Raw genomic sequence first — 20,004 nt, 5'->3', positions numbered from 1 at the left:
GTCAGATGGCGGATAGCTTCACCACGACCAATCGTTTTTTTGATAACAAACACTATCCTCGCGGGTTCTCCCGTCACGGCGATTTCACCATTAAAGAAGCGCAATTGCTAGAGCGCTTCGGGTACGCGTTCAACGAGCTGGACGCGGGCAAACGCCAGCCGGTCACTGAAGAAGAACAGCTGTTCGTCGCAGTGTGCCACGGCGAGCGCGAGCCGGTTACCGAGCAGGAAAAAGTATGGGCCAAATATCTGGCGCGCACACGCCGTCCGAAAAAATTCCATACCCTGTCCGGCGGCAAGCCGCAGGCTGATGCGGTGGAAGATTACACCGACAGCGACGACTGATGAGAATGGGGCCTGCGGCCCCATTTTTATTCCAGGCTGCGATGCAGCTGCAGCAACAGACGGTCCATACCCCGGTACCCCAGCGCTTCGCTCAAGTGGCGCTTATCGATATCCCGATCTCCGTTCAAATCCGCCAGCGTGCGCGCCACCTTTAGGATCCGTTGCCAGGCGCGCACCGACAGGCCCAGCGCGTGCAGGGTCGCTTCCAAAAACTCGGCGTCCGCCGCCCGCAGTGCGCAGTCTCGCTCCACTTCCTGGTTGCTCAGCAGCGCATTGATTTTCCCGGCGCGGCTAAGCTGCCTGTCGCGCGCCCGCTGCACCCGAGCGCGCACCTGAACGCTATTTTCCCCACCGGCGCAGCGTTTGCTGAGTAGGCCAGGCGGCAAGAGCGGCACGTCGATCGACAGGTCGAAACGGTCGATAAAGGGGCCGGAAAGGCGGCCCAGATAGCGCAATACCTGCTGGGGGAGGCGCGGTTATGCACGCCCTGATAGTGCCCGGTCGGGCTGGGGTTCATCGCCGCAATCAGCTGGACCCGGGCCGGAAAACAGACCTTGGCGTTGGCGCGGGATATCACGATCTCGCCGGATTCCAGCGGTTCGCGCAGCGCATCCAGCACCCTGCGTTCGAATTCGGGCAGTTCATCCAGAAACAGCACGCCATTGTGCGCCATGGATATCTCTCCCGGCTGCGGCAGCGAACCGCCGCCGACCAGCGCCGCCATCGAGGCGCTGTGGTGCGGCGCGCGAAACGGCCGTTGGCGCCAGGGCAAGGGTTCGGCGTCATGGCGCAGCAGGCTGGCCACCGCCACGCTCTCCAGCGCCTCCCGCTCGGTCAACGGCGGCAGCAAACCGGTCAGGCGGCTGGCCAGCATGGTCTTGCCGGTGCCCGGCGGGCCGATCAGCAGCAGGTTGTGTCCGCCCGCGGCGGCGATCTCCAGCGCCCGCTTGGCCTGCTGCTGGCCGATGATATCCTGCAGGTCAGCCGTCGGCCGCGCCGCATCGGCGGCCGGCGGGGCGCAGGCCGCCGGCAATTCCCCTCGTCCGAGCAGAAAGGTGCAGACTTCGAGCAGATGCTGCGCCACCCGGGTTTCACCCTGGGCGATCAGGCCGACCTCGTGACCGTTGTCCGCCGACAGGATCAGTTTGCGCCCGGCGGCGGCGGCCGCTAAAGCCGCCGGGATGGCACCCCTGACCGCCCGCAGCGCGCCGGACAGCGCCAGCTCGCCGAGGAATTCATAACGCGTCAGCGACTCGACCGGCAGCTGTTCGGACGCGGCGAGGATCGCCAACGCAATCGGCAGATCGTAACGGCCACCTTCTTTGGGCAGATCGGCCGGCGCCAGGTTAACGGTGATGCGCCGCGCCGGGAAGGTGAAGCCGTTGTTGATCAACGCGCTGCGCACCCTGTCGCGCGCCTCTTTTACCGTGGTTTCCGGCAGGCCGACCAGCGTTAAACCGGGCAGCCCGTTGCTGATATGCACTTCCACCGTAACCGAGGGGGCCTGCACGCCGATCGTGGCCCGGGTATAGATAACCGCCAGTGACATGTTGCTCTCCTTGCTGAGGGCGACATGATGCGGGATAGGCGGGCGCAGGGCCTGCCAGGGTTGCGCGGTATGCGCGGGGCAAAGCAAATAATATATTGTTATTCATGAAGATAAATTTTTTCTGCGGACGATTTCACAATCGGTGGCAATACCCACTAACAATTCCGCGATGGCTGCAACACATTAGCAGGCTAACCAAGTTGCCACCGCAGGGGAACGGGTGTATTTAACAAATGGTTAAAATAAAAATCACTTCGTTAACAAACCCCGACCGCCGCCGCATTCCGCCCGGCAGCCGCTAAACCTCCTGACTACGTACTCCAGGGTAGGGATAACACTATGTTTGGTTGGACCTCGCTGCAACGCAATGCGGCAATCGCCAGCTTTTCAAGCTGGACGCTCGACGCTTTTGACTTTTTCGTGCTGGTGTTTCTGCTCAGCGATATCGCCCAATCCTTTCACGTCGGCATGGAGCAGGTCACGCTGGCGATCCTGCTGACGCTGGCGGTGCGGCCGATAGGCGCGCTGATCTTTGGCCGCGCGGCCGAGAAATACGGGCGTAAGCCGGTTCTGATGCTGAACATCGTCTTTTTCTCGGTATTTGAGTTGCTGTCCGCTGCGGCGCCTTCGCTGACGGTATTCCTGCTGTTGCGCGTGCTGTACGGCGTGGCGATGGGCGGCATCTGGGGCGTGGCGTCGTCGCTGACGATGGAGACCATTCCGGACCGTTCACGCGGCCTGATGTCGGGCATCTTTCAGGCCGGTTATCCGTTCGGCTATCTGTTGGCGGCGGTGGTTTACGGCCTGCTGTTCGAGGCGGTGGGCTGGCGCGGCATGTTTGTCATCGGCGCGGCGCCGATCCTGCTGCTGCCGTTTATTTACTATTGCGTGCAGGAATCGCCGGTGTGGCTGGCGGCGCGCGAGCGCAAAGAGAGCACCGCCTTGCTGCCGGTGCTGAAGAGCCACTGGAAGCTGTGCGGCTACCTGGTGCTGCTGATGGCGGCGTTCAATTTCTTCTCGCACGGCACCCAGGATTTGTATCCGGTATTCCTGAAGGTTCAGCATGGTTTCGACCCAAAAACCGTCAGTATCATCGCCATTAGCTACAATATCGCCTCAATTGTCGGCGGCGTGTTCTTCGGCTCGCTGTCGGAAAAGATCGGCCGCAAAAAAGCGATTATCATCGCCGCGCTGTTGGCGCTGCCGGTGATCCCGCTGTGGGCGTTTTCCAGCGGCTCGCTGATGCTGGGCATCGGCGCCTTCCTGATGCAGTTCATGGTGCAGGGCGCCTGGGGCGTGGTGCCGACCTACCTGACCGAACTGGTGCCGGCCAACACCCGCGCGGTGCTGCCGGGGTTCGTGTATCAGCTGGGCAACCTGATCGCGTCGGTCAACGCCACCCTGCAGGCGACCATTGCCGAACATAACGGGCACAACTACGGGTTGGCGATGGCGATCATCGCCGGCACGGTGGCGGTGGTGATCGCTTTGCTGGTGTTCTTCGGCAAGGACACCCGCGGCAAGGCCATCACCGGCGAAGTGAAAACCGCCGGCGTGCGCGCTAACGTTTGAAATCCGGGCAGTTTGCACGAGGTATGACCAGAGTGCGCCGAATAATAACGCAAAAAAAGTGTTGTCATGCCGCGCGCGACTATGGTACCTCTGTAGGCATTAGTTCGAAACGAGCACAGTGAACAAACCCATTATGAAAGCCTTTGCCCAAGTGATTAGCCTAGTCGTGATTAGCGTGGTGGTGATTATTATCCCACCGTGCGGGGCTGCACTTGGACGAAGAAAGGCTTAGAAAACAAGCCGGAATCGCAAGAGAACCCCCGCACCGTCAGGTCCGGGGGTTTTTTATTGGTCAGAGAAAAGTGAAGCAAGGGGCAGAGAATGAGAAACAGAACAAAATCCTGCAGTTGTCGAAGTAAGGCGGGGAAATAACTATGAATGGCGCTCAGTGGGTGGTTCAAGCGTTGCGTGCGCAGGGTGTGGATACCGTATTCGGCTATCCGGGTGGGGCAATCATGCCGGTGTACGATGCGCTGTATGACGGCGGAGTGGAGCACCTGCTGTGCCGCCATGAGCAGGGCGCCGCAATGGCCGCCATCGGCTACGCCCGCGCCACCGGCAAAGTCGGCGTGTGCATCGCCACTTCCGGCCCCGGCGCCACCAACCTGATCACCGGCCTGGCCGACGCGCTGCTCGATTCTGTCCCCGTCGTCGCCATCACCGGCCAGGTAGGCTCCACGCTGATCGGCACCGATGCCTTTCAGGAGGTCGATGTTCTCGGCCTGTCTCTGGCCTGCACCAAACACAGTTTCCTGGTGGGATCCCTCGACGCGCTGCCGGGCATCATGGCGGAAGCCTTCGCCATCGCCGGCAGCGGCCGCCCGGGCCCGGTACTGATCGATATCCCGAAAGACATCCAGCTGGCGCAGGGTGAACTGCATCCGCATCTGATGCCGGTCGAAGAGGCGTTCGACTACCCGGCTGCGGCGTTGGCGCAGGCCGCCGATCTGCTGGCGCAGGCGCGCAAACCGATGCTGTACGTCGGCGGCGGCGTAGGCATGGCGCAGGCGGTGCCGGCGCTGCGCGAGTTTATCGCCGTGACCGGCATGCCGAACGTCGCCACCCTGAAAGGGCTGGGCGCACCGGACGCCGGGCACCCGTCCTACCTGGGCATGCTGGGCATGCACGGCACCAAGGCCGCCAACCTGGCGGTACAGGAGTGCGACCTGCTGATCGCCGTCGGCGCCCGCTTTGACGACCGCGTCACCGGCAAACTGAACGCCTTCGCCCCGCACGCCAAAGTGATCCACATGGATATCGATCCGGCGGAAATGAGCAAGCTGCGCCAGGCGCACGTGGCGCTGCAGGGCGACTTGAAAGCCCTGTTGCCGGCGCTGCAGCAGCCGCTGAACATCGCCGACTGGCGGCAGCGAACGGCGGAGCTGAAAGAGACCCACGCCTGGCGCTACGATCATCCGGGCCAGCCTATCTACGCGCCGCTGCTGTTGAAGCAGCTGTCCGATCGCAAGCCGGCCAACAGCGTGGTGACCACCGATGTCGGCCAGCACCAGATGTGGACCGCGCAGCACATGAGCTTCGAACGCCCGGAGAACTTCATCACCTCCAGCGGCTTGGGCACCATGGGGTTCGGCGTGCCGGCCGCGGTGGGTGCCCAGATGGCGCGGCCTGAAGATACGGTCATCTGCGTATCGGGCGACGGTTCCTTCATGATGAACGTGCAGGAGCTGGGCACCATCAAGCGCAAGCAGCTGCCGGTGAAAATCGTGCTGCTGGATAACCAGCGTCTGGGGATGGTGCGTCAGTGGCAACAGCTGTTTTTCGACGGCCGCTACAGCGAAACCAACCTCTCCGATAACCCCGATTTCCTGATGCTGGCCGCCGCCTTCGGCATTCCCGGCCAGCGCATCAGCCGCAAAGATCAGGTCGCGGACGCGCTCGATGCGCTGTTCAACACCGCCGGGCCATATCTGCTGCAGGTCTCGATAGATGAACTCGAAAACGTCTGGCCGCTGGTGCCGCCGGGCGCCGGCAACGAAACCATGTTGGAGGAAATATCATGATGCAGCATCAACTCTCGATCCACGCGCGTTTCCGCCCTGAAATGTTAGAGCGCGTATTGCGCGTCGTGCGTCATCGCGGCTTTCAGGTTTGTGCTATGAATATGGTTTCGGCGGTAAATACCGACAATATTAATATTGAATTGACCGTTGCCAGCCAGCGCCCGGTAGATCTACTGTCATCCCAATTAAGCAAATTGATGGACGTCTCCTGCGTTGAGATCCAGCAACCGACATCACAACAAATACGCGCCTGATGCGCGAAGAAGGATAAATAACAATGACGAAGAAAGCCGATTACATTTGGTTCAATGGCGAGATGGTTCCATGGGCTGAGGCCAAGGTGCACGTGATGTCGCACGCGCTGCACTACGGCACGTCGGTGTTCGAAGGGGTGCGTTGCTACGACTCCCATAAAGGCCCGGTGGTGTTCCGGCACCGTGAGCATATGCAGCGTCTGCACGACTCGGCCAAGATCTACCGCATGCCGGTGTCGCAAAGCGTCGACGAGCTGATGGAGGCCTGCCGCGCCACGTTGCGCAAAAACAATCTGGTCAGCGCTTACATTCGTCCGCTGGTGTTTGTCGGCGACGTCGGCATGGGCGTCAACCCGCCGGCCGGTTATAAAACAGACGTGATTATCGCGGCGTTTCCTTGGGGCGCGTATCTGGGTGAAGAAGCGCTGGATCAAGGCATCGATGCGATGGTTTCTTCCTGGCAGCGCGTAGCGCCAAACACCATCCCTACCGCGGCCAAGGCCGGCGGCAACTATTTGTCCTCCCTGCTGGTGGGCAGCGAAGCGCGCCGCCACGGCTATCAGGAAGGCATCGCGCTCGACGTGCACGGCTATATCTCCGAAGGGGCGGGCGAGAACCTGTTCGAAGTGAAAGACGGCGTGCTGTTCACCCCGCCGTTCACCTCCTCGGCGCTGCCGGGCATCACCCGCGACGCCATCATCAAGCTGGCGAAAGACATGGGCTTTGAAGTGCGCGAGCAGGTGCTGTCGCGCGAGTCGCTGTACCTGGCCGACGAAGTGTTCATGTCCGGCACCGCGGCGGAAATCACCCCGGTGCGCAGCGTCGACGGCATTCAGGTCGGCATCGGCAAATGCGGCCCGGTGACCAAACAGATCCAGCAGGCGTTCTTCGGCCTGTTTACCGGCAAGACCGAAGACAAATACGGTTGGTTGGATCCGGTTAATCAATAACGACTGACGACAGACAAGATAAGAATATCCAGGCGGTTCGTTCGCCGCCTGCAATAAATACATTTGGAGTGAAGAGCATGCCTAAGTACCGTTCCGCCACCACCACCCACGGCCGCAACATGGCGGGTGCCCGCGCATTATGGCGCGCGACCGGGATGACCGACGCCGATTTCGGCAAGCCGATTATTGCGGTGGTCAACTCCTTTACCCAGTTTGTTCCGGGCCATGTGCACCTGCGCGATCTGGGCAAGCTGGTTGCCGAACAGATTGAAGCCTCCGGCGGCGTCGCCAAAGAGTTCAACACCATCGCGGTGGACGACGGCATCGCCATGGGCCACGGCGGCATGCTCTATTCCCTGCCGTCGCGCGAGCTGATCGCCGACTCGGTCGAATACATGGTGAACGCCCACTGCGCCGATGCGATGGTGTGCATCTCCAACTGCGACAAAATCACCCCGGGCATGCTGATGGCGTCGCTGCGCCTGAACATTCCGGTGATCTTCGTTTCCGGCGGCCCGATGGAAGCCGGCAAGACCAAACTGTCCGACAAGCTGATCAAGCTGGACCTGATCGACGCGATGATCCAGGGCGCCAACCCGAACGTCAGCGACGCCGACAGCGCGCAAATCGAACGCTCCGCCTGCCCGACCTGCGGCTCCTGTTCCGGCATGTTCACCGCCAACTCGATGAACTGCCTGACCGAGGCGCTGGGCCTGTCGCAGCCGGGCAACGGCTCGCTGCTGGCGACCCACGCCGACCGTAAAGACCTGTTCCTGAATGCCGGCAAGCGCATCGTGGATCTGACCAAGCGTTACTACGAGCAGGACGACGAAAGCGCGCTGCCGCGCAGCATCGCCAACAAGGCGGCGTTCGAAAACGCCATGACGCTGGATATCGCCATGGGCGGTTCGACCAACACCGTGCTGCACCTGCTGGCGGCGGCTCAGGAAGGCGAGGTCGACTTCACCATGGCGGACATCGACCGCCTGTCACGCAAGGTGCCGCACCTGTGCAAGGTGGCGCCGAGCACCCAGAAATACCATATGGAAGACGTGCACCGCGCCGGCGGCGTGCTGGCCATCCTGGGCGAGCTGGACCGCGCGGGCCTGATGAACCGCGACGTCGACAACATCCTCGGCATGAAGCTGTCGGAAACGCTGGATAAGTACGACATCATGCTGACCCAGGACCCCGAGGTGAAGAAAATGTTCCGCGCCGGCCCGGCGGGCATCCGCACCACTCAGGCGTTCTCGCAGGACTGCCGCTGGGACACCCTGGACGATGACCGCGCCGAAGGCTGCATCCGCTCGCTGGAAAACGCCTTCAGTCTGGAGGGCGGCCTGGCGGTGCTGTACGGCAACATGGCGGAAGACGGCAGCATCGTGAAAACCGCCGGCGTCGATAAAGACAACCTGACCTTCCGCGGCCCGGCCAAGGTCTATGAAAGCCAGGATACCGCGGTAGAAGCGATCCTCGGCGGCAAAGTGGTGGCCGGCGACGTAGTGGTGATCCGCTACGAAGGGCCGAAGGGCGGGCCGGGCATGCAGGAAATGCTGTATCCGACCACCTATCTGAAGTCGATGGGTTGGGCAAGGCCTGCGCGCTGATCACCGACGGCCGCTTCTCCGGCGGCACCTCCGGTCTGTCGATCGGGCACGTTTCGCCGGAGGCGGCCAACGGCGGCCTGATCGCCCTGATTGAAGACGGCGACATGATCGACATCGATATTCCCAAACGCAGCATGGTGCTGGACGTGCCGGACAGCGAACTGGCCGCCCGTCGCGAAGTCGAGCTGGCGCGCGGCGATCTGGCCTGGACGCCGAAAAATCGCGAGCGTCAGGTTTCCTTCGCGCTGCGCGCCTACGCCACCTTGGCCACCAGCGCCGACAAAGGCGCGGTGCGCGACAAAAGCAAGCTGGGAGGCTAAGCGCCATGGCGGCATCACAACCCCTACCCGACGCCCCCTGCGGCGCGGAATATTTGCGCGCGGTGCTCCGTTCGCCGGTTTACGAGGTGGCTCAGGTCACCCCGCTGCAGGCGATGAGCAAAATATCTTCGCGCCTCGGCAATACTATTTTGGTGAAGCGCGAGGATCGCCAACCGGTGCACAGCTTTAAGCTGCGCGGGGCCTACGCGATGATCGCCAGCCTGGACGAAGAGCAAAAGGCGCGCGGCGTGGTCACGGCTTCGGCCGGCAACCACGCGCAGGGCGTCGCCTTCTCCGGCAAGCGGCTGGGGATTAAAACGCTGATCGTGATGCCGGTTTCCACCGCCGATATCAAGGTCGATGCGGTGCGCGGCTTCGGCGGCGAAGTGCTGCTGCACGGCGCCAACTTCGACGAGGCCAAGGCCAGGGCGATCGAGCTTTCGCAGCAGCAGGGCATGACCTTTGTGCCGCCGTTCGATCACCCGACGGTGATCGCCGGGCAGGGCACGCTGGCGATGGAGCTGCTGCAGCAGGACGCGCATCTGGACCGGGTCTTCGTGCCGGTCGGCGGCGGCGGCCTGGCGGCCGGCGTGGCGGTGCTGATCAAACAGCTGATGCCGCAGATCAAGGTGATCGGCGTGGAGGCGGAAGACTCCGCCTGCCTGCGGGCGGCGCTGGATGCCGGGCAGCCGGTGGATCTGGCGCGGGTCGGGCTGTTTGCCGAGGGCGTGGCGGTGAAACGCATCGGCGACGAAACCTTCCGCCTGTGCCGCGAATACCTGGACGACGTGATTACCGTCGACAGCGACGCCATCTGCGCGGCGGTCAAAGACCTGTTCGAAGACGTGCGCGCCATCGCCGAACCTTCCGGCGCGCTGGCGCTGGCCGGGCTGAAGAAATACGTGCAGCAGCACAACATTCAGGGCGAACGGCTGGCGCACGTGCTCTCCGGCGCCAACCTGAACTTCCATGGTCTGCGCTATGTCTCCGAGCGCTGCGAGCTGGGCGAACAGCGCGAAGCGCTGCTGGCGGTCACCATTCCGGAACAGCAGGGCAGCTTCCTCAAGTTTTGCCAGCTGTTGGGCGGCCGCGCGGTGACCGAGTTCAACTACCGTTACGCCGACGCGGACAACGCCTGCATTTTCGTCGGCGTGCGCCTGACGCGCGGCCATGCCGAGCGGCTGGAGATCATCGATGAGCTGGACCGCGGCGGCTATCAGGTGGTGGATCTGTCCGATGACGAAATGGCCAAGCTGCACGTGCGTTATATGGTCGGCGGGCGCCCGTCGAAGCCGCTGCGCGAGCGGCTGTACAGCTTCGAGTTCCCGGAGTCGCCGGGCGCGCTGCTGAAATTCCTGCAAACGCTGGGCACCCACTGGAACATTTCGCTGTTTCACTACCGCAGCCACGGCACCGACTTCGGCCGGGTGCTGGCGGCTTTCGAGCTGTCGCAGACCGAGCCCGAGTTCGAACAGCACCTGCAGGCGCTGGGCTACGACTGCCACGATGAAACCGACAACCCGGCGTTCCGCTTTTTTTTGCAGGGTTGATAAGAAATCCATAAGTATCGTGACCTATAGATCAGTTTATGGGTTGTGAAGTTGTGATTTTGTTGTGCGTTTTTATACTGCCAAGACTTTTGACGTATAGGGATGCACGACAATGACCGCTGCTTTTTCTTCACCGCTGGGTTCCCCAGAAGATAATTTGATCCGCGCCGAGTTCGCACGCATGACCGGCAACGCGAATGTGCAGGAACTGTATCGGGACATTAATCTACAGGCCTTGCAAGACGCGCTGGATTGCAACATTGCTTTTCATGGGGTGGGTATTATTTTTTCTGATGGCCAAAACTCATTTTTGGTCAGGCCGACACAACATACGGGTTACTCAACCTCTTCACAGGTTACCCATGTAGTTATCACCAAAACGGCTGCGCATACTTCACGTACTGCGGCGACCAATACGATGTCTGAAGCCCTGACTAAACCGAGCGTCAGTAAAGAATTGGCTTCGGCGGCGCTTTCTTGCGGCACGCTGCTGGTGTCCGTTTTTTTACTGGCATCGGGGAGTGTTGCCGTGCCCTTTACCGGTGGCACGAGTTCAGCCATTGCCTATTTAGGCTATGCCGGAATGGCTGCGAGTGCCCTGCAGTGCGGCAATGGTCTGTATCGTGTGAATAAGCTTTATGATGGGAAGGGGGATGAGCTTGCTCAGTTGGATTCCGAGCAGTGGTACGTTGCTACCAGCACCATACTCGACGTCATCTCTTTGGCCAGCGCTGGCGCTGCATTGAAAGAAGCGGCGATGACCTACCGCGCAATGCGCAGAATATCGACGCGTAAGGCGGCGGAATGGCTGAAAAGCATGCCGCGCAGTGAAAGGAAACGGCTGACTGAGAACATCATTCGGGCGGAAAATCCGGGGATTTCCAATCAGGTATTAAAGCAGATGGTCAAGACGGGTTTGTACCCAAAACGTTACCCGACGGAAGCCATCCAAAACGGACTTCGTCAGCAATTGCAGTCGGCGCTGAATAATTCTATGGCGTTTGTGGGCAGCGGTATTAGCGGTACCTTGTCTTCGCCCGTTAATGTAAAAACTACGGGGCAGTATTTTGTCGGGATCATGCAGAAATTACCGCAGATGGTGAGGTGATGTCAGATTGGATTATTAGTCGCCTGATATCTCAAGGGCGAGAAATGGAACATCAGGTATCCACGCGCGATCACGCCGTCTTTGCCGGTGTAGATAAGCAAGTGGAGCAACATTTTCTTACGCCAGGGCAACGTTTATCACCGCCGGGGGTGGGTAATGTGATGCTGCTGATGATTTGCCTGACGCTGGGGTTGGCAGGAACGATGGGGCTATTGGCCGATGTGGCCTTTTCCGTTGGCGGCAGGGCTTCTGCCGCTACGCTAATGGGTAGCGGCGCGCTCATGGCTGTCTGGATGACGCTCATTCTATTTCAACTGGTACAGGGTAAAAACAGCGGGGTGATATTGCTGAAATATTATCTTGGCATGCTGGGTTTGTTGCTGGTGGGTGCATGGGTTGCCTGGAGCGCTAATGTTACCGACATTGCCAATGGCGTGATGTTGCTCTGTGCCGGTATTGGCGGTTTTTTCTTCAGTAATCGGACGGTATTTTATCTGTACGTTGCCTATTTCAGGACGCGCCGGCGCGTTTTTCTAAAGCGCCGTTGGCTGATGGAAGGCATGCGCAACCCCCGATAAAAACATTGTTACGGGAAAGAATATGACACAACCCTTCACCGGCTTTAGCCAGCAGGGCCTGAACTTCCTGCAGCAGGTGCGGATCGAAAACGACAAAGAATGGTTCGAAGCCCATCGCGGCGTTTACGATCGCGAGCTGCTGACGCCGTTCCGTGCGCTGGTGGAACAGCTTGCGCCGGCCATGCTGGCGATCGACCCGCAGTTCGAAACCCGGCCGGCGATCGGCAAAACGCTGTCGCGCATTCACCGCGATACGCGCTTTTCCCACGACAAGTCGCGCTACCGCAGCCGCATGTGGCTGACGTTCAAACGGCCGAGCAAGGACTGGAAGGATGCGCCGGTGTATTTCTTCGAACTGGGGCCGGACATGCTGCGTTACGGGCTGGGCTATTACAGCGCCAACAAGCCGACCATGGATCTGTTTCGCCATACGCTGAAACAGCGACCGCAGCGGTTCCTGGAGGCGGCGGCCTGTTGCCGGCCGCCGTTCGAGCTGGTGGGCGAGAGCTACAAACGCCCGCTGGTGAAAGAGCAGGCGGCGGAGATCGCCACCTGGTACAACCGCAAGTCCTTTGCCGTGATGGCCACCGATCCTCAGGTGGAGAAACTGTTCAGCGCCGGGCTGGCCCGGACGCTGGCGCAGGCTTTTTTGCAGCTGGAGCCGCTCTACCACTGGCTGATGCAGGTAGAGGCGATGAAGCAGATCGACCCGGCGGATCTGTAAACCCCGCGTCAGCGGGGATGCAGCAACCGCCAAAAGGCGTCGATCAGCGGATCGCTGAGGCGTTTTTTCTGCACGCAGACGCCCAGCTCGAACGGCTCGACCATCGAGATGTTATCCAGCTGCGAAATGCGGTTGCGCACCGGTTCCGGGCTGTTGTCCACCACTACGCTGGGGATCAGCGCAATGCCGCAGCCCAGCGCCACCATCGAGACGATGGCTTCATGGCCGCCGACGGTGGCGTAAATCAACGGATTGCTGATGCGCTGGCGGCGGAACCACAGCTCGATGCGTTTTCGCGAAGGCCCGTGCTCCGGCAGGATAAAGGGAATGTCGGCCCAGTCGGGCTTCTCGGCGAACGCCTGGCTGCGCACCGCGCAGGGCAGCGCCGGGGCGATCAGCACCAGCGGAATTTCGCCGATTTTGGTGAACGCCACGCTGGTGGGCAGCGTCTCCGGCCGGCCGGCGATGCCGAGGTCGGCCTCGTTGGTCTGCACTTTATCGACCGCGTCGGCGGCGTCGCCGGTGGTCAGTTTGATTTCCACCAGCGGATGCTGCGCGCGGAAACGGTCGAGGATCGGCGGCAGGTGGCTGTAGGCGGCGGTGACCGAACAAAACAGCCGCAGCTCGCCGCTTAGCGAAGGGCCGTGCTGGCCGAGCGAATGCTTCAGCTGCTGGTATTGCAACAGCGTCTGCTGGGCAAAATCCTTCAGCTGCTCGCCGGCGTCGGTGAGCTGCACGGTGCGGTTATCGCGTAAAAACAGCGGCTGCCCGAGGATCTCTTCCAGCCGCTGGATCTGGCGGGAAAGCGTCGACGGGCTGACGTGCATCGCCTTGGCGGTGCGGCCAAAGTGATGGCTTTCAGCAAGATGGAGGAACAGCTTTAAATCACGCAAATCCATATCGGTACGCTCGCAGTGAGGGTGTTGCATAAATTGCAATATCACGTTCGTAATATATCAATTTAAGCAACGCATTTCCTGTTATACATTGAGTTTAACGAATCTCCGCACAGACAGGGCGGGGAATGAAAATAACAAGCAAGACACAACATCTAACTGGAGCACCACCATGGCTAACTATTTCAACACATTGAACCTGCGTCAGCAGTTGGCGCAATTGGGTAAATGCCGTTTTATGGCGCGCGACGAATTTGCCGATGAAGCAGGCTACCTGAAAGGCAAAAAAGTGGTGATTGTCGGCTGTGGCGCGCAGGGGCTGAACCAGGGCCTGAACATGCGCGACTCGGGTCTGGATGTCGCTTACGCCCTGCGTAAGGAAGCTATCGACGAGAAGCGCGCTTCATGGCGTAAAGCGACCGAAAACGGTTTTAAAGTGGGCACTTACGAAGAGCTGATCCCGCAGGCGGACCTGGTGGTCAACCTGACGCCGGACAAGCAGCACTCATCCGTAGTGCGCGCCGTGCAGCCGCTGATGAAAGACGGCGCGGCGCTGGGCTACTCCCACGGCTTCAACATCGTCGAAGTGGGCGAGCAGGTGCGTAAAGACATCACGGTGGTGATGGTGGCGCCGAAGTGCCCGGGCACCGAGGTGCGTGAAGAGTACAAACGCGGTTTCGGCGTGCCGACCCTGATTGCGGTTCACCCGGAAAACGATCCGAAGGGCGAAGGCATGGCGATCGCCAAGGCCTGGGCCGCGGCGACCGGCGGCCACCGCGCCGGCGTGCTGGAATCTTCCTTCGTCGCCGAAGTGAAATCCGACCTGATGGGCGAACAAACCATCCTGTGCGGCATGCTGCAGGCGGGTTCGCTGCTGTGCTTCGACAAACTGGTGGCCGATGGCGCCGATCCGGCCTATGCCGAGAAACTGATTCAGTTCGGCTGGGAAACCATCACCGAAGCGCTGAAGCAGGGCGGCATCACCCTGATGATGGATCGCCTGTCCAACCCGGCCAAGCTGCGCGCCTATGCGCTGTCCGAGCAACTGAAAGGGATCATGGCGCCGCTGTTCCAGAAACACATGGACGACATCATCTCCGGCGCCTTCTCCAGCGGCATGATGGCCGACTGGGCCGAAGACGACGTGAAGCTGCTGACCTGGCGTGAAGAGACCGGCCAAAGCGCATTCGAGAACGCGCCGCAGTTCGAAGGCAAAATCAGCGAGCAGGAATACTTCGACCACGGCGTGCTGATGGTGGCGATGGTGAAAGCGGGCGTTGAGCTGGCGTTCGAAACCATGGTAGACGCCGGCATCATCGAAGAGTCGGCCTACTATGAATCGCTGCACGAGCTGCCGCTGATTGCCAACACCATTGCGCGCAAGCGTCTGTACGAAATGAACGTGGTGATCTCCGACACCGCCGAGTACGGCAACTACCTGTTCGCCAACGCCGCGGTGCCGTTGCTGAAAGAGTTCATGACCACCCTGCAGGCGGGCGATCTGGGCAAATCCGTTGCCGGTACCGCGGTAGACAACGCGCAGCTGCGCGACGTGAACGAAGCGGTGCGCAATCACCCGATCGAATCCGTTGGCCGCAAACTGCGTGGCTACATGACCGACATGAAACGCATCGCCGTTGCGGGCTAATCGCCGCGCAGCGTGAAAAAGCCGGCAGCGATGCCGGCTTTTTTTTATTGCGGCATAGCCGCCAGCGGGATAATGGCGCCGCAATATTGGATCACCGTGCTGGCGGTCAGGTGGCCGCGTCGGGCGGCCTGCACCGCATCGCCGCCGCTCAGGCGCACCGCCAGATAGCCGGCGCTGAACGAATCCCCGGCGGCGGTGGTATCCACCACTTTGTCTTTCGGCAACGCGATCGCCGGCACTTCATGTTGCTCCCCCTCTGCGCTGAACACCAGGCAGGCGTCCGCGCCGCGTTTGATCACGATTTCGCCCACGCCGAATTCGCGCGTGCGGCTGACGACCCGCTCCACCGGCTGTTGGCCCCACAGCAGGTCTTCGTCGTCCAGCGTCAGGAAGGCGATGTCGGTGCAGGCCAGCACCTCGGCGTAGGCCCGCTGGGTCTCCTCGCGGCTGTGCCACAGACGCGGCCGGTAGTTGTTGTCAAAAATCACCTTGCCGCCGTTGGCGCGGCACTGGCGCAGCAGCGTCAGCAGCTTCGCCCGGCTGCCTGGGTTGAGGATCGCCACGCTGATGCCGCTGAGGTACAGATAATCGAACTGCGCCAGCTGCGCGCACAGGCTGTCCGCCTGCGGCCCCTCGAGCCAATAGCGTGCGGCGGCGTCGTTGCGCCAGTAGTAGAAGGTGCGCTCGCCTGCGGCGTCGGTTTCGATCACGTACAACCCCGGCAGCTTATTCTCCAGCCGCGGGATCAGATCGGTTTTGACGTTTTCACGCCGCCAGGCCTGCAGCATTTCTTCGCTGAAGCTGTCGGTGCCCAGGGCGGTGACGTAATGCACCTGCAGCGCCTGCTCCGGCAGTTGGCGGGCAAGGTAAACCGCGGTGTTCAGAGTATCGCCGCCAAAGCCGCGGCTGAGGTCCGCACCTTTTTGCGACAGTTCAATCATGCATTCGCCGATCACGGCAAGGTTCTGGGTGGTCATCGTCAACGTGCCCTGGCTGAAAGAAAAGGAAACAGCCTCAGTCTCAACGCAAGGGCCAGGGGAGTCAATATAAATAAAACGCCGTTTTATTTTATTATGATCGCGATCGGCAAACCTCGGGAGGTAAAGTTTCGCGTCGCCTTGCCGATAAACCAGGCAAAGAAACAGCAACGGCGTTTTCATTCCCCCGCCATGGCGATAGTACCGATGATAACCAACCTGATCTCGGGCCTGCTGGCGCCCTGCCTTGCCCTGCACGCACGCATAACGTCACGGAACTACTGGCGACGGTGCCGGCGTTTGTATACCTTCCAGCCGATTTATCGCACCAGCGGCGCGCTGCTGGCGCTAGAGCTGCTGACGGCGGTTTATCATCCGGCATCGCCGGACCAACCGCAGTCGCCGGAGCGCTATTTTTCCGCGCTGGGGGTTCGGCAGCGTTTGCGGATCATTCAGGAGCAGCTGGCGCTGCTGCAGCGGTGGCAGGCGCTGTTCAGTCGCCATGCGCTGATGGTGTCGGTGAATATCGACGGCGTAGCGCTGCAGGCGCTGCAGCATCACCGTGCGCTGCAGCGGCAAATCGCCGCCATGCCCTACCTGCGTTTTGAGCTGGTGGAGCATGCCGAGAGGGCGCTGAGCGGCCCGCTGCAGCAGATCGCCGGCGCGGAACGGCTGTGGCTGGATGACTTCGGCAGCGGCCTGGCGAACTTCTCCGCCGTCGGCGCCTGGCGCTATCAATACATTAAGGTGGCGCGCGAATTATTCACCTTGCTCAAACAAACCGACGAAGGGGTTCAACTGCTCACCACCCTGGTCAGATTGATGAATCAACACAGCGATGGGGTGATCGTCGAAGGCGTGGAGACCGAACAGGAATGGCTGCTGGTGCAGCGATCCGGCGCGTTGGCCGCCCAGGGCTATTACCTTTCCCGCCCGGCGCGTTTTGAAACGCTGCACAGTCTGCCGACGCTGTTCGCCGCCCCCGCCCCCTGATCCCGAAGCGTGAACTCAGGCCTATCCTCGGCTAGGCTTAATAACAGCTGCTTATCAATCTATTCTTTACCCGGCAGCGGGTTATTGCGCATAGGGACGCCGTTATGACAAGAACAGGAAAAGCTTTCAGCTGGGTTGGCGGCATTTTACTGCTGCTGGTCGCCGCGCTGGCGATTTTCATCATGACCTTCGACTGGAATCGGCTCAAGCCGACCCTCAATGACAAGGTGTCGGCCGAGCTGCAGCGCCGCTTCGAGATCCGCGGCGATCTGGGCGTCGACTGGACGCGCAACAAGGATGAGGGCGGCTGGCGCGCCTGGGTGCCCTGGCCGCATATCCACGCCGAAGACGTCTGGCTGGGCAACCCGCCCAATATTCCCGGCGACGGCATGGCGACGCTCAAACGCGTCGACGCCAGCATCGCGCCGCTGGCGCTGCTGGGCAAGGAAGTGCTGATCCCGCGCATCTGGTTGAAACAGCCGCAGGCTTCGTTGCAGCGGCTGGCCAACGGCGACAATAACTGGACCTTTAACCTGGCGAACGGTCAGGATGCCAGTCAGCCGCCGTCGGCCTGGTCGGTCAATATCCATGACATCGTGTTCGATCGCGGGCAGATAACGTTCAAAGACGCCACCCTGAAGGCGGACTTCCGCGCCACCGTCGATCCGCTCGGCGAGCCGCTGCCGTTCAGCGAAGTCACCGGCGAACGCGACGAAAACCGGGCCGCCACCCCCGACTACGCGTTTGGCTGGCAGGTGAAGGGCAGGTACCACGGCGAGCCGCTGGTCGGCAGCGGCAAGATTGGCGGCATGCTGTCGCTGCAGAACGCCGATCTGCCTTTCCCGCTGCAGGCCGACGTGCGTTCCGGCGCCACCCGGGTGGCGGTGGCCGGCACCCTGTCCGATCCGCTGAACCTGGGCGGGCTGGATCTGCAGCTTAAATTTTCCGGCGACAGCCTGAGCAACCTGTACGGGTTGACCGGCGTGCTGCTGCCGAATACGCCGCCGTACGCCACCGACGGCCATCTGATCGCCCGGCTGCATGAGAAAGGCGGCGCGGTGTTCCGGTACCAGAAGTTCGACGGCAAAATCGGCGACAGCGATATTCACGGCGATCTGAAGTACGTCGCCAGCCAACCGCGGCCAAAGCTGAGCGGCGAGGTGGTGTCGAAGCAGCTGCGGCTGGCCGACCTGGCGCCGCTGATCGGCGCGGATCCCAACGCCGAAAAGGCCGGGCGCGGCGAGAAGAGCCGCCAGCCGGCCGACAAGGTGCTGCCGGTGGAGACGTTTGACACCCAGAGCTGGGGCCTGATGGATGCGGACGTCGAGTTTACCGCCAAACGCATCGAGCGCGGCGGTTCGCTGCCGCTCAGCGACCTTTACACCCATCTGCAGCTGGATAAAGGGGTGCTGCTGCTGGATCCGCTGCGCTTTGGCGTGGCGGGCGGCAATTTGAACTCCAGCGTGCGGCTGGACGGCGGCAAAAGTCCGATGCAGGGGCGGGTGGATATGCATGCGCGCAAGTTCCAGCTCAAGCAGCTGCTGCCGGACGTGGAGTCGATGAAGCGCAGCCTCGGGCAGTTGAACGGCGATGCCAAACTGACCGGCCGCGGCAATTCGGTGGCGGAATTGCTGGCGAGCAGCGGCGGCGATCTGCGGCTGTTGATCAACAACGGGGTGATCAGCCGCAGCCTGATGGAAATCCTTGGCCTGAACGTCGGCAACTATCTGGTGGCGCAGCTGTTCGGCGACGACGTGGTGGGCATCAACTGCGCGGCGGCGGACGTCGGCATTCGCGACGGCGTTGCGGCGCCGCGGCTGCTGGTGTTCGATACCGAGAACGCCATCATCAACGTCACCGGCAACACCAACTTCGCCACCGAGCGGCTGGACCTGTCCATCGATCCGGAAAGCAAGGGCATGCGCGTGCTGACCCTGCGCTCGCCGCTGTACGTGAAGGGCACGTTCAAACACCCGGACGCCGGGGTGAAGGCCGGGCCGTTGATCGCGCGCGGGGCGGCGGCGGTGGCGTTGGGGGTGGTGCTAACGCCGGCGGCGGCGCTGCTGGCGCTGGTCTCGCCGAGCGACGGCGGCGAGGAGAACCCGTGCGGGCAGATCCTGCAGGAGATGAAAAAGAAAAAATAGCTATGGCCGCGGATCAAGCGTCGGGCAGCGATGGTCCTGGATCTCCTCCGCCGAGGCCAGGGTGAACGGCAACAGGCTGCGTTCGGTCGCCAGCAGCAGAAAATCGCCGTCCGGCAGCGCGGTCATCGCCAGCCCGAAGCTGCCCATGCGCCCCTCGGTGCGTTTAACGCCCTGCGCCAGCAGGCGAAAGGCACCCTGGCGCTGCAGCTCGGCCGGCGTCACCCGGCGCGCCAGGTAGTCGTGCCCCAGCAGGCCGCCGGGCATCGGCTGCCACTGTTCGGTAAACGCGGGCCCAATCTGCGCCAGGCGGCTTTTTACCGCCGGCAGCAGGCAGGAAATATGAATGTGCAGCTGGTTTTGCGTGCGACCGTATTCCGAGTTGATCGCCAGCGAGATATCGGCATCGTCGATCGGTCTGCCATAGCGTTCGGCCATAAAGTGGCGCGCTCGCCAGGCCTGGGCAAAGAAATTCGGCGTGGCGGCGTCCAGCACCGCCGGGCTTTCGATGCCGGTGATTTTAGCGCTCGGCATCAGCAAATACTGCAGCGGCCCGTTGCGATCCTTAAACACCACGAAACCGTCCGGCAGCGCCACCTGCGCGCAGGGCGCCGGATTGCCATGCGCCTGCTGATTGGGCACGCACTGCCGGCTGACGATGCGCCACAGCGTATCCGGGTGCGAGGGCTTCAGCCAAAAATAGAGCGCGGCGGCCACCACCGCCAGCAGCGCAACGCACAATAGCCATCCACGACGTACAGACATCAGCAAA

Annotated in this window: 16 protein-coding genes and 2 pseudogenes; 14 read left to right on the top strand and 4 right to left on the bottom strand. The window is 61.6% G+C overall.

Annotated features, from left to right (window positions below):
* The first annotated feature begins 5 nt into the window (after positions 1-5).
* Positions 6-344: a DUF413 domain-containing protein gene (locus D7I37_RS06290; protein ID WP_061800331.1), complete on the top strand. Its 339-nt coding sequence runs from the start codon at positions 6-8 to the stop codon at positions 342-344.
* A 26-nt stretch (positions 345-370) separates the two neighbouring features.
* On the opposite strand, the pseudogene D7I37_RS06285 reads toward D7I37_RS06290, so the two are convergent.
* Positions 371-1,893: pseudogene (locus D7I37_RS06285) on the bottom strand (YifB family Mg chelatase-like AAA ATPase).
* A 339-nt stretch (positions 1,894-2,232) separates the two neighbouring features.
* Between D7I37_RS06285 and D7I37_RS06280 the strand changes: the two are divergent.
* From D7I37_RS06280 to D7I37_RS06235, 10 genes and pseudogenes are all read left to right on the top strand, one after another.
* Entirely contained in the window at positions 2,233-3,465 is a 1,233-nt protein-coding gene (locus tag D7I37_RS06280) for an MFS transporter (protein WP_129543465.1), read from the top strand.
* 133 nt (positions 3,466-3,598) lie between these two features.
* Entirely contained in the window at positions 3,599-3,697 is a 99-nt protein-coding gene (gene ilvL, locus D7I37_RS06275; RefSeq protein ID WP_013814970.1) for an ilv operon leader peptide, read from the top strand.
* Between the two features lie 142 nt (positions 3,698-3,839).
* On the top strand, positions 3,840-5,486 hold the full coding sequence (gene ilvG, locus D7I37_RS06270) for an acetolactate synthase 2 catalytic subunit (RefSeq protein WP_061800323.1): 1,647 nt from the start codon (positions 3,840-3,842) through the stop codon (positions 5,484-5,486).
* Entirely contained in the window at positions 5,483-5,740 is a 258-nt protein-coding gene (gene ilvM, locus D7I37_RS06265; protein WP_061800321.1) for an acetolactate synthase 2 small subunit, read from the top strand. The genes ilvG and ilvM overlap by 4 nt, the downstream gene beginning before the upstream one ends.
* Before the next feature lie 23 nt (positions 5,741-5,763).
* Positions 5,764-6,690, top strand: coding sequence for a branched-chain-amino-acid transaminase (gene ilvE / locus D7I37_RS06260; protein ID WP_061800319.1), 927 nt, complete (start codon positions 5,764-5,766; stop codon positions 6,688-6,690).
* 77 nt (positions 6,691-6,767) lie between these two features.
* Positions 6,768-8,617: pseudogene (ilvD, locus tag D7I37_RS06255) on the top strand (dihydroxy-acid dehydratase).
* A gap of 5 nt (positions 8,618-8,622) precedes the next feature.
* Positions 8,623-10,167: a threonine ammonia-lyase, biosynthetic gene (ilvA, locus tag D7I37_RS06250; RefSeq protein ID WP_061800316.1), complete on the top strand. Its 1,545-nt coding sequence runs from the start codon at positions 8,623-8,625 to the stop codon at positions 10,165-10,167.
* 112 nt (positions 10,168-10,279) lie between these two features.
* Entirely contained in the window at positions 10,280-11,275 is a 996-nt protein-coding gene (locus D7I37_RS06245) for a hypothetical protein (protein ID WP_061800314.1), read from the top strand.
* Between the two features lie 44 nt (positions 11,276-11,319).
* Positions 11,320-11,853 (top strand): hypothetical protein, encoded by a 534-nt coding sequence (locus D7I37_RS06240; RefSeq protein WP_237648807.1) that lies wholly within the window; start codon positions 11,320-11,322, stop codon positions 11,851-11,853.
* A 22-nt stretch (positions 11,854-11,875) separates the two neighbouring features.
* Positions 11,876-12,577, top strand: a complete 702-nt coding sequence (locus D7I37_RS06235) for a DUF2461 domain-containing protein (protein ID WP_129543464.1) — start codon at positions 11,876-11,878, stop codon at positions 12,575-12,577.
* A gap of 8 nt (positions 12,578-12,585) precedes the next feature.
* On the opposite strand, the gene ilvY is transcribed toward D7I37_RS06235, so the two are convergent.
* Positions 12,586-13,476: an HTH-type transcriptional activator IlvY gene (gene ilvY / locus D7I37_RS06230; protein ID WP_061800309.1), complete on the bottom strand. Its 891-nt coding sequence runs from the start codon at positions 13,474-13,476 to the stop codon at positions 12,586-12,588.
* A gap of 169 nt (positions 13,477-13,645) precedes the next feature.
* Between ilvY and ilvC the strand changes: the two genes are divergently transcribed.
* Complete coding sequence (ilvC, locus tag D7I37_RS06225; RefSeq protein WP_061800307.1) at positions 13,646-15,121, top strand: ketol-acid reductoisomerase; 1,476 nt, start codon at positions 13,646-13,648, stop codon at positions 15,119-15,121.
* Positions 15,122-15,165: 44 nt separating this feature from the next.
* Here the strand turns inward: ilvC and D7I37_RS06220 are convergent, their stop codons facing one another.
* Positions 15,166-16,098: a sugar kinase gene (locus D7I37_RS06220; RefSeq protein ID WP_129543463.1), complete on the bottom strand. Its 933-nt coding sequence runs from the start codon at positions 16,096-16,098 to the stop codon at positions 15,166-15,168.
* 207 nt (positions 16,099-16,305) lie between these two features.
* On the opposite strand from D7I37_RS06220, the gene pdeH reads away from it, so the two are divergent.
* On the top strand, positions 16,306-17,091 hold the full coding sequence (gene pdeH / locus D7I37_RS06215) for a cyclic-guanylate-specific phosphodiesterase (protein ID WP_095099779.1): 786 nt from the start codon (positions 16,306-16,308) through the stop codon (positions 17,089-17,091).
* A 104-nt stretch (positions 17,092-17,195) separates the two neighbouring features.
* A complete protein-coding gene (locus D7I37_RS06210) occupies positions 17,196-19,235 on the top strand; it encodes an AsmA family protein (protein ID WP_129543462.1) in 2,040 nt (679 codons plus the stop codon).
* Here the strand turns inward: D7I37_RS06210 and D7I37_RS06205 are convergent, their stop codons facing one another.
* On the bottom strand, positions 19,236-19,997 hold the full coding sequence (locus D7I37_RS06205; protein ID WP_129543461.1) for a CDP-diacylglycerol diphosphatase: 762 nt from the start codon (positions 19,995-19,997) through the stop codon (positions 19,236-19,238).
* Between the last annotated feature and the right edge of the window lie 7 nt (positions 19,998-20,004).

This window comes from Serratia sp. 1D1416 (assembly GCF_003641105.1).
Classification (GTDB): Bacteria; Pseudomonadota; Gammaproteobacteria; order Enterobacterales; family Enterobacteriaceae; genus Serratia; species Serratia ficaria.
This window is presented reverse-complemented; position numbering and strand designations above follow the sequence as displayed.

Coding starts and splice junctions, on each gene's coding strand:
- ilvM (WP_061800321.1), top strand. CDS start 5,483: ATGATGCAGCATCAACTCTCGATCCACGCGCGTTTCCGCCCTGAAATG.
- D7I37_RS06210 (WP_129543462.1), top strand. CDS start 17,196: ATGACAAGAACAGGAAAAGCTTTCAGCTGGGTTGGCGGCATTTTACTG.
- D7I37_RS06235 (WP_129543464.1), top strand. CDS start 11,876: ATGACACAACCCTTCACCGGCTTTAGCCAGCAGGGCCTGAACTTCCTG.
- D7I37_RS06240 (WP_237648807.1), top strand. CDS start 11,320: ATGGAACATCAGGTATCCACGCGCGATCACGCCGTCTTTGCCGGTGTA.
- ilvL (WP_013814970.1), top strand. CDS start 3,599: ATGAAAGCCTTTGCCCAAGTGATTAGCCTAGTCGTGATTAGCGTGGTG.
- D7I37_RS06220 (WP_129543463.1), bottom strand. CDS start 16,098: ATGACCACCCAGAACCTTGCCGTGATCGGCGAATGCATGATTGAACTG.
- ilvC (WP_061800307.1), top strand. CDS start 13,646: ATGGCTAACTATTTCAACACATTGAACCTGCGTCAGCAGTTGGCGCAA.
- ilvA (WP_061800316.1), top strand. CDS start 8,623: ATGGCGGCATCACAACCCCTACCCGACGCCCCCTGCGGCGCGGAATAT.
- D7I37_RS06280 (WP_129543465.1), top strand. CDS start 2,233: ATGTTTGGTTGGACCTCGCTGCAACGCAATGCGGCAATCGCCAGCTTT.
- ilvE (WP_061800319.1), top strand. CDS start 5,764: ATGACGAAGAAAGCCGATTACATTTGGTTCAATGGCGAGATGGTTCCA.
- ilvY (WP_061800309.1), bottom strand. CDS start 13,476: ATGGATTTGCGTGATTTAAAGCTGTTCCTCCATCTTGCTGAAAGCCAT.
- D7I37_RS06205 (WP_129543461.1), bottom strand. CDS start 19,997: ATGTCTGTACGTCGTGGATGGCTATTGTGCGTTGCGCTGCTGGCGGTG.
- ilvG (WP_061800323.1), top strand. CDS start 3,840: ATGAATGGCGCTCAGTGGGTGGTTCAAGCGTTGCGTGCGCAGGGTGTG.
- D7I37_RS06245 (WP_061800314.1), top strand. CDS start 10,280: ATGACCGCTGCTTTTTCTTCACCGCTGGGTTCCCCAGAAGATAATTTG.
- pdeH (WP_095099779.1), top strand. CDS start 16,306: ATGATAACCAACCTGATCTCGGGCCTGCTGGCGCCCTGCCTTGCCCTG.
- D7I37_RS06290 (WP_061800331.1), top strand. CDS start 6: ATGGCGGATAGCTTCACCACGACCAATCGTTTTTTTGATAACAAACAC.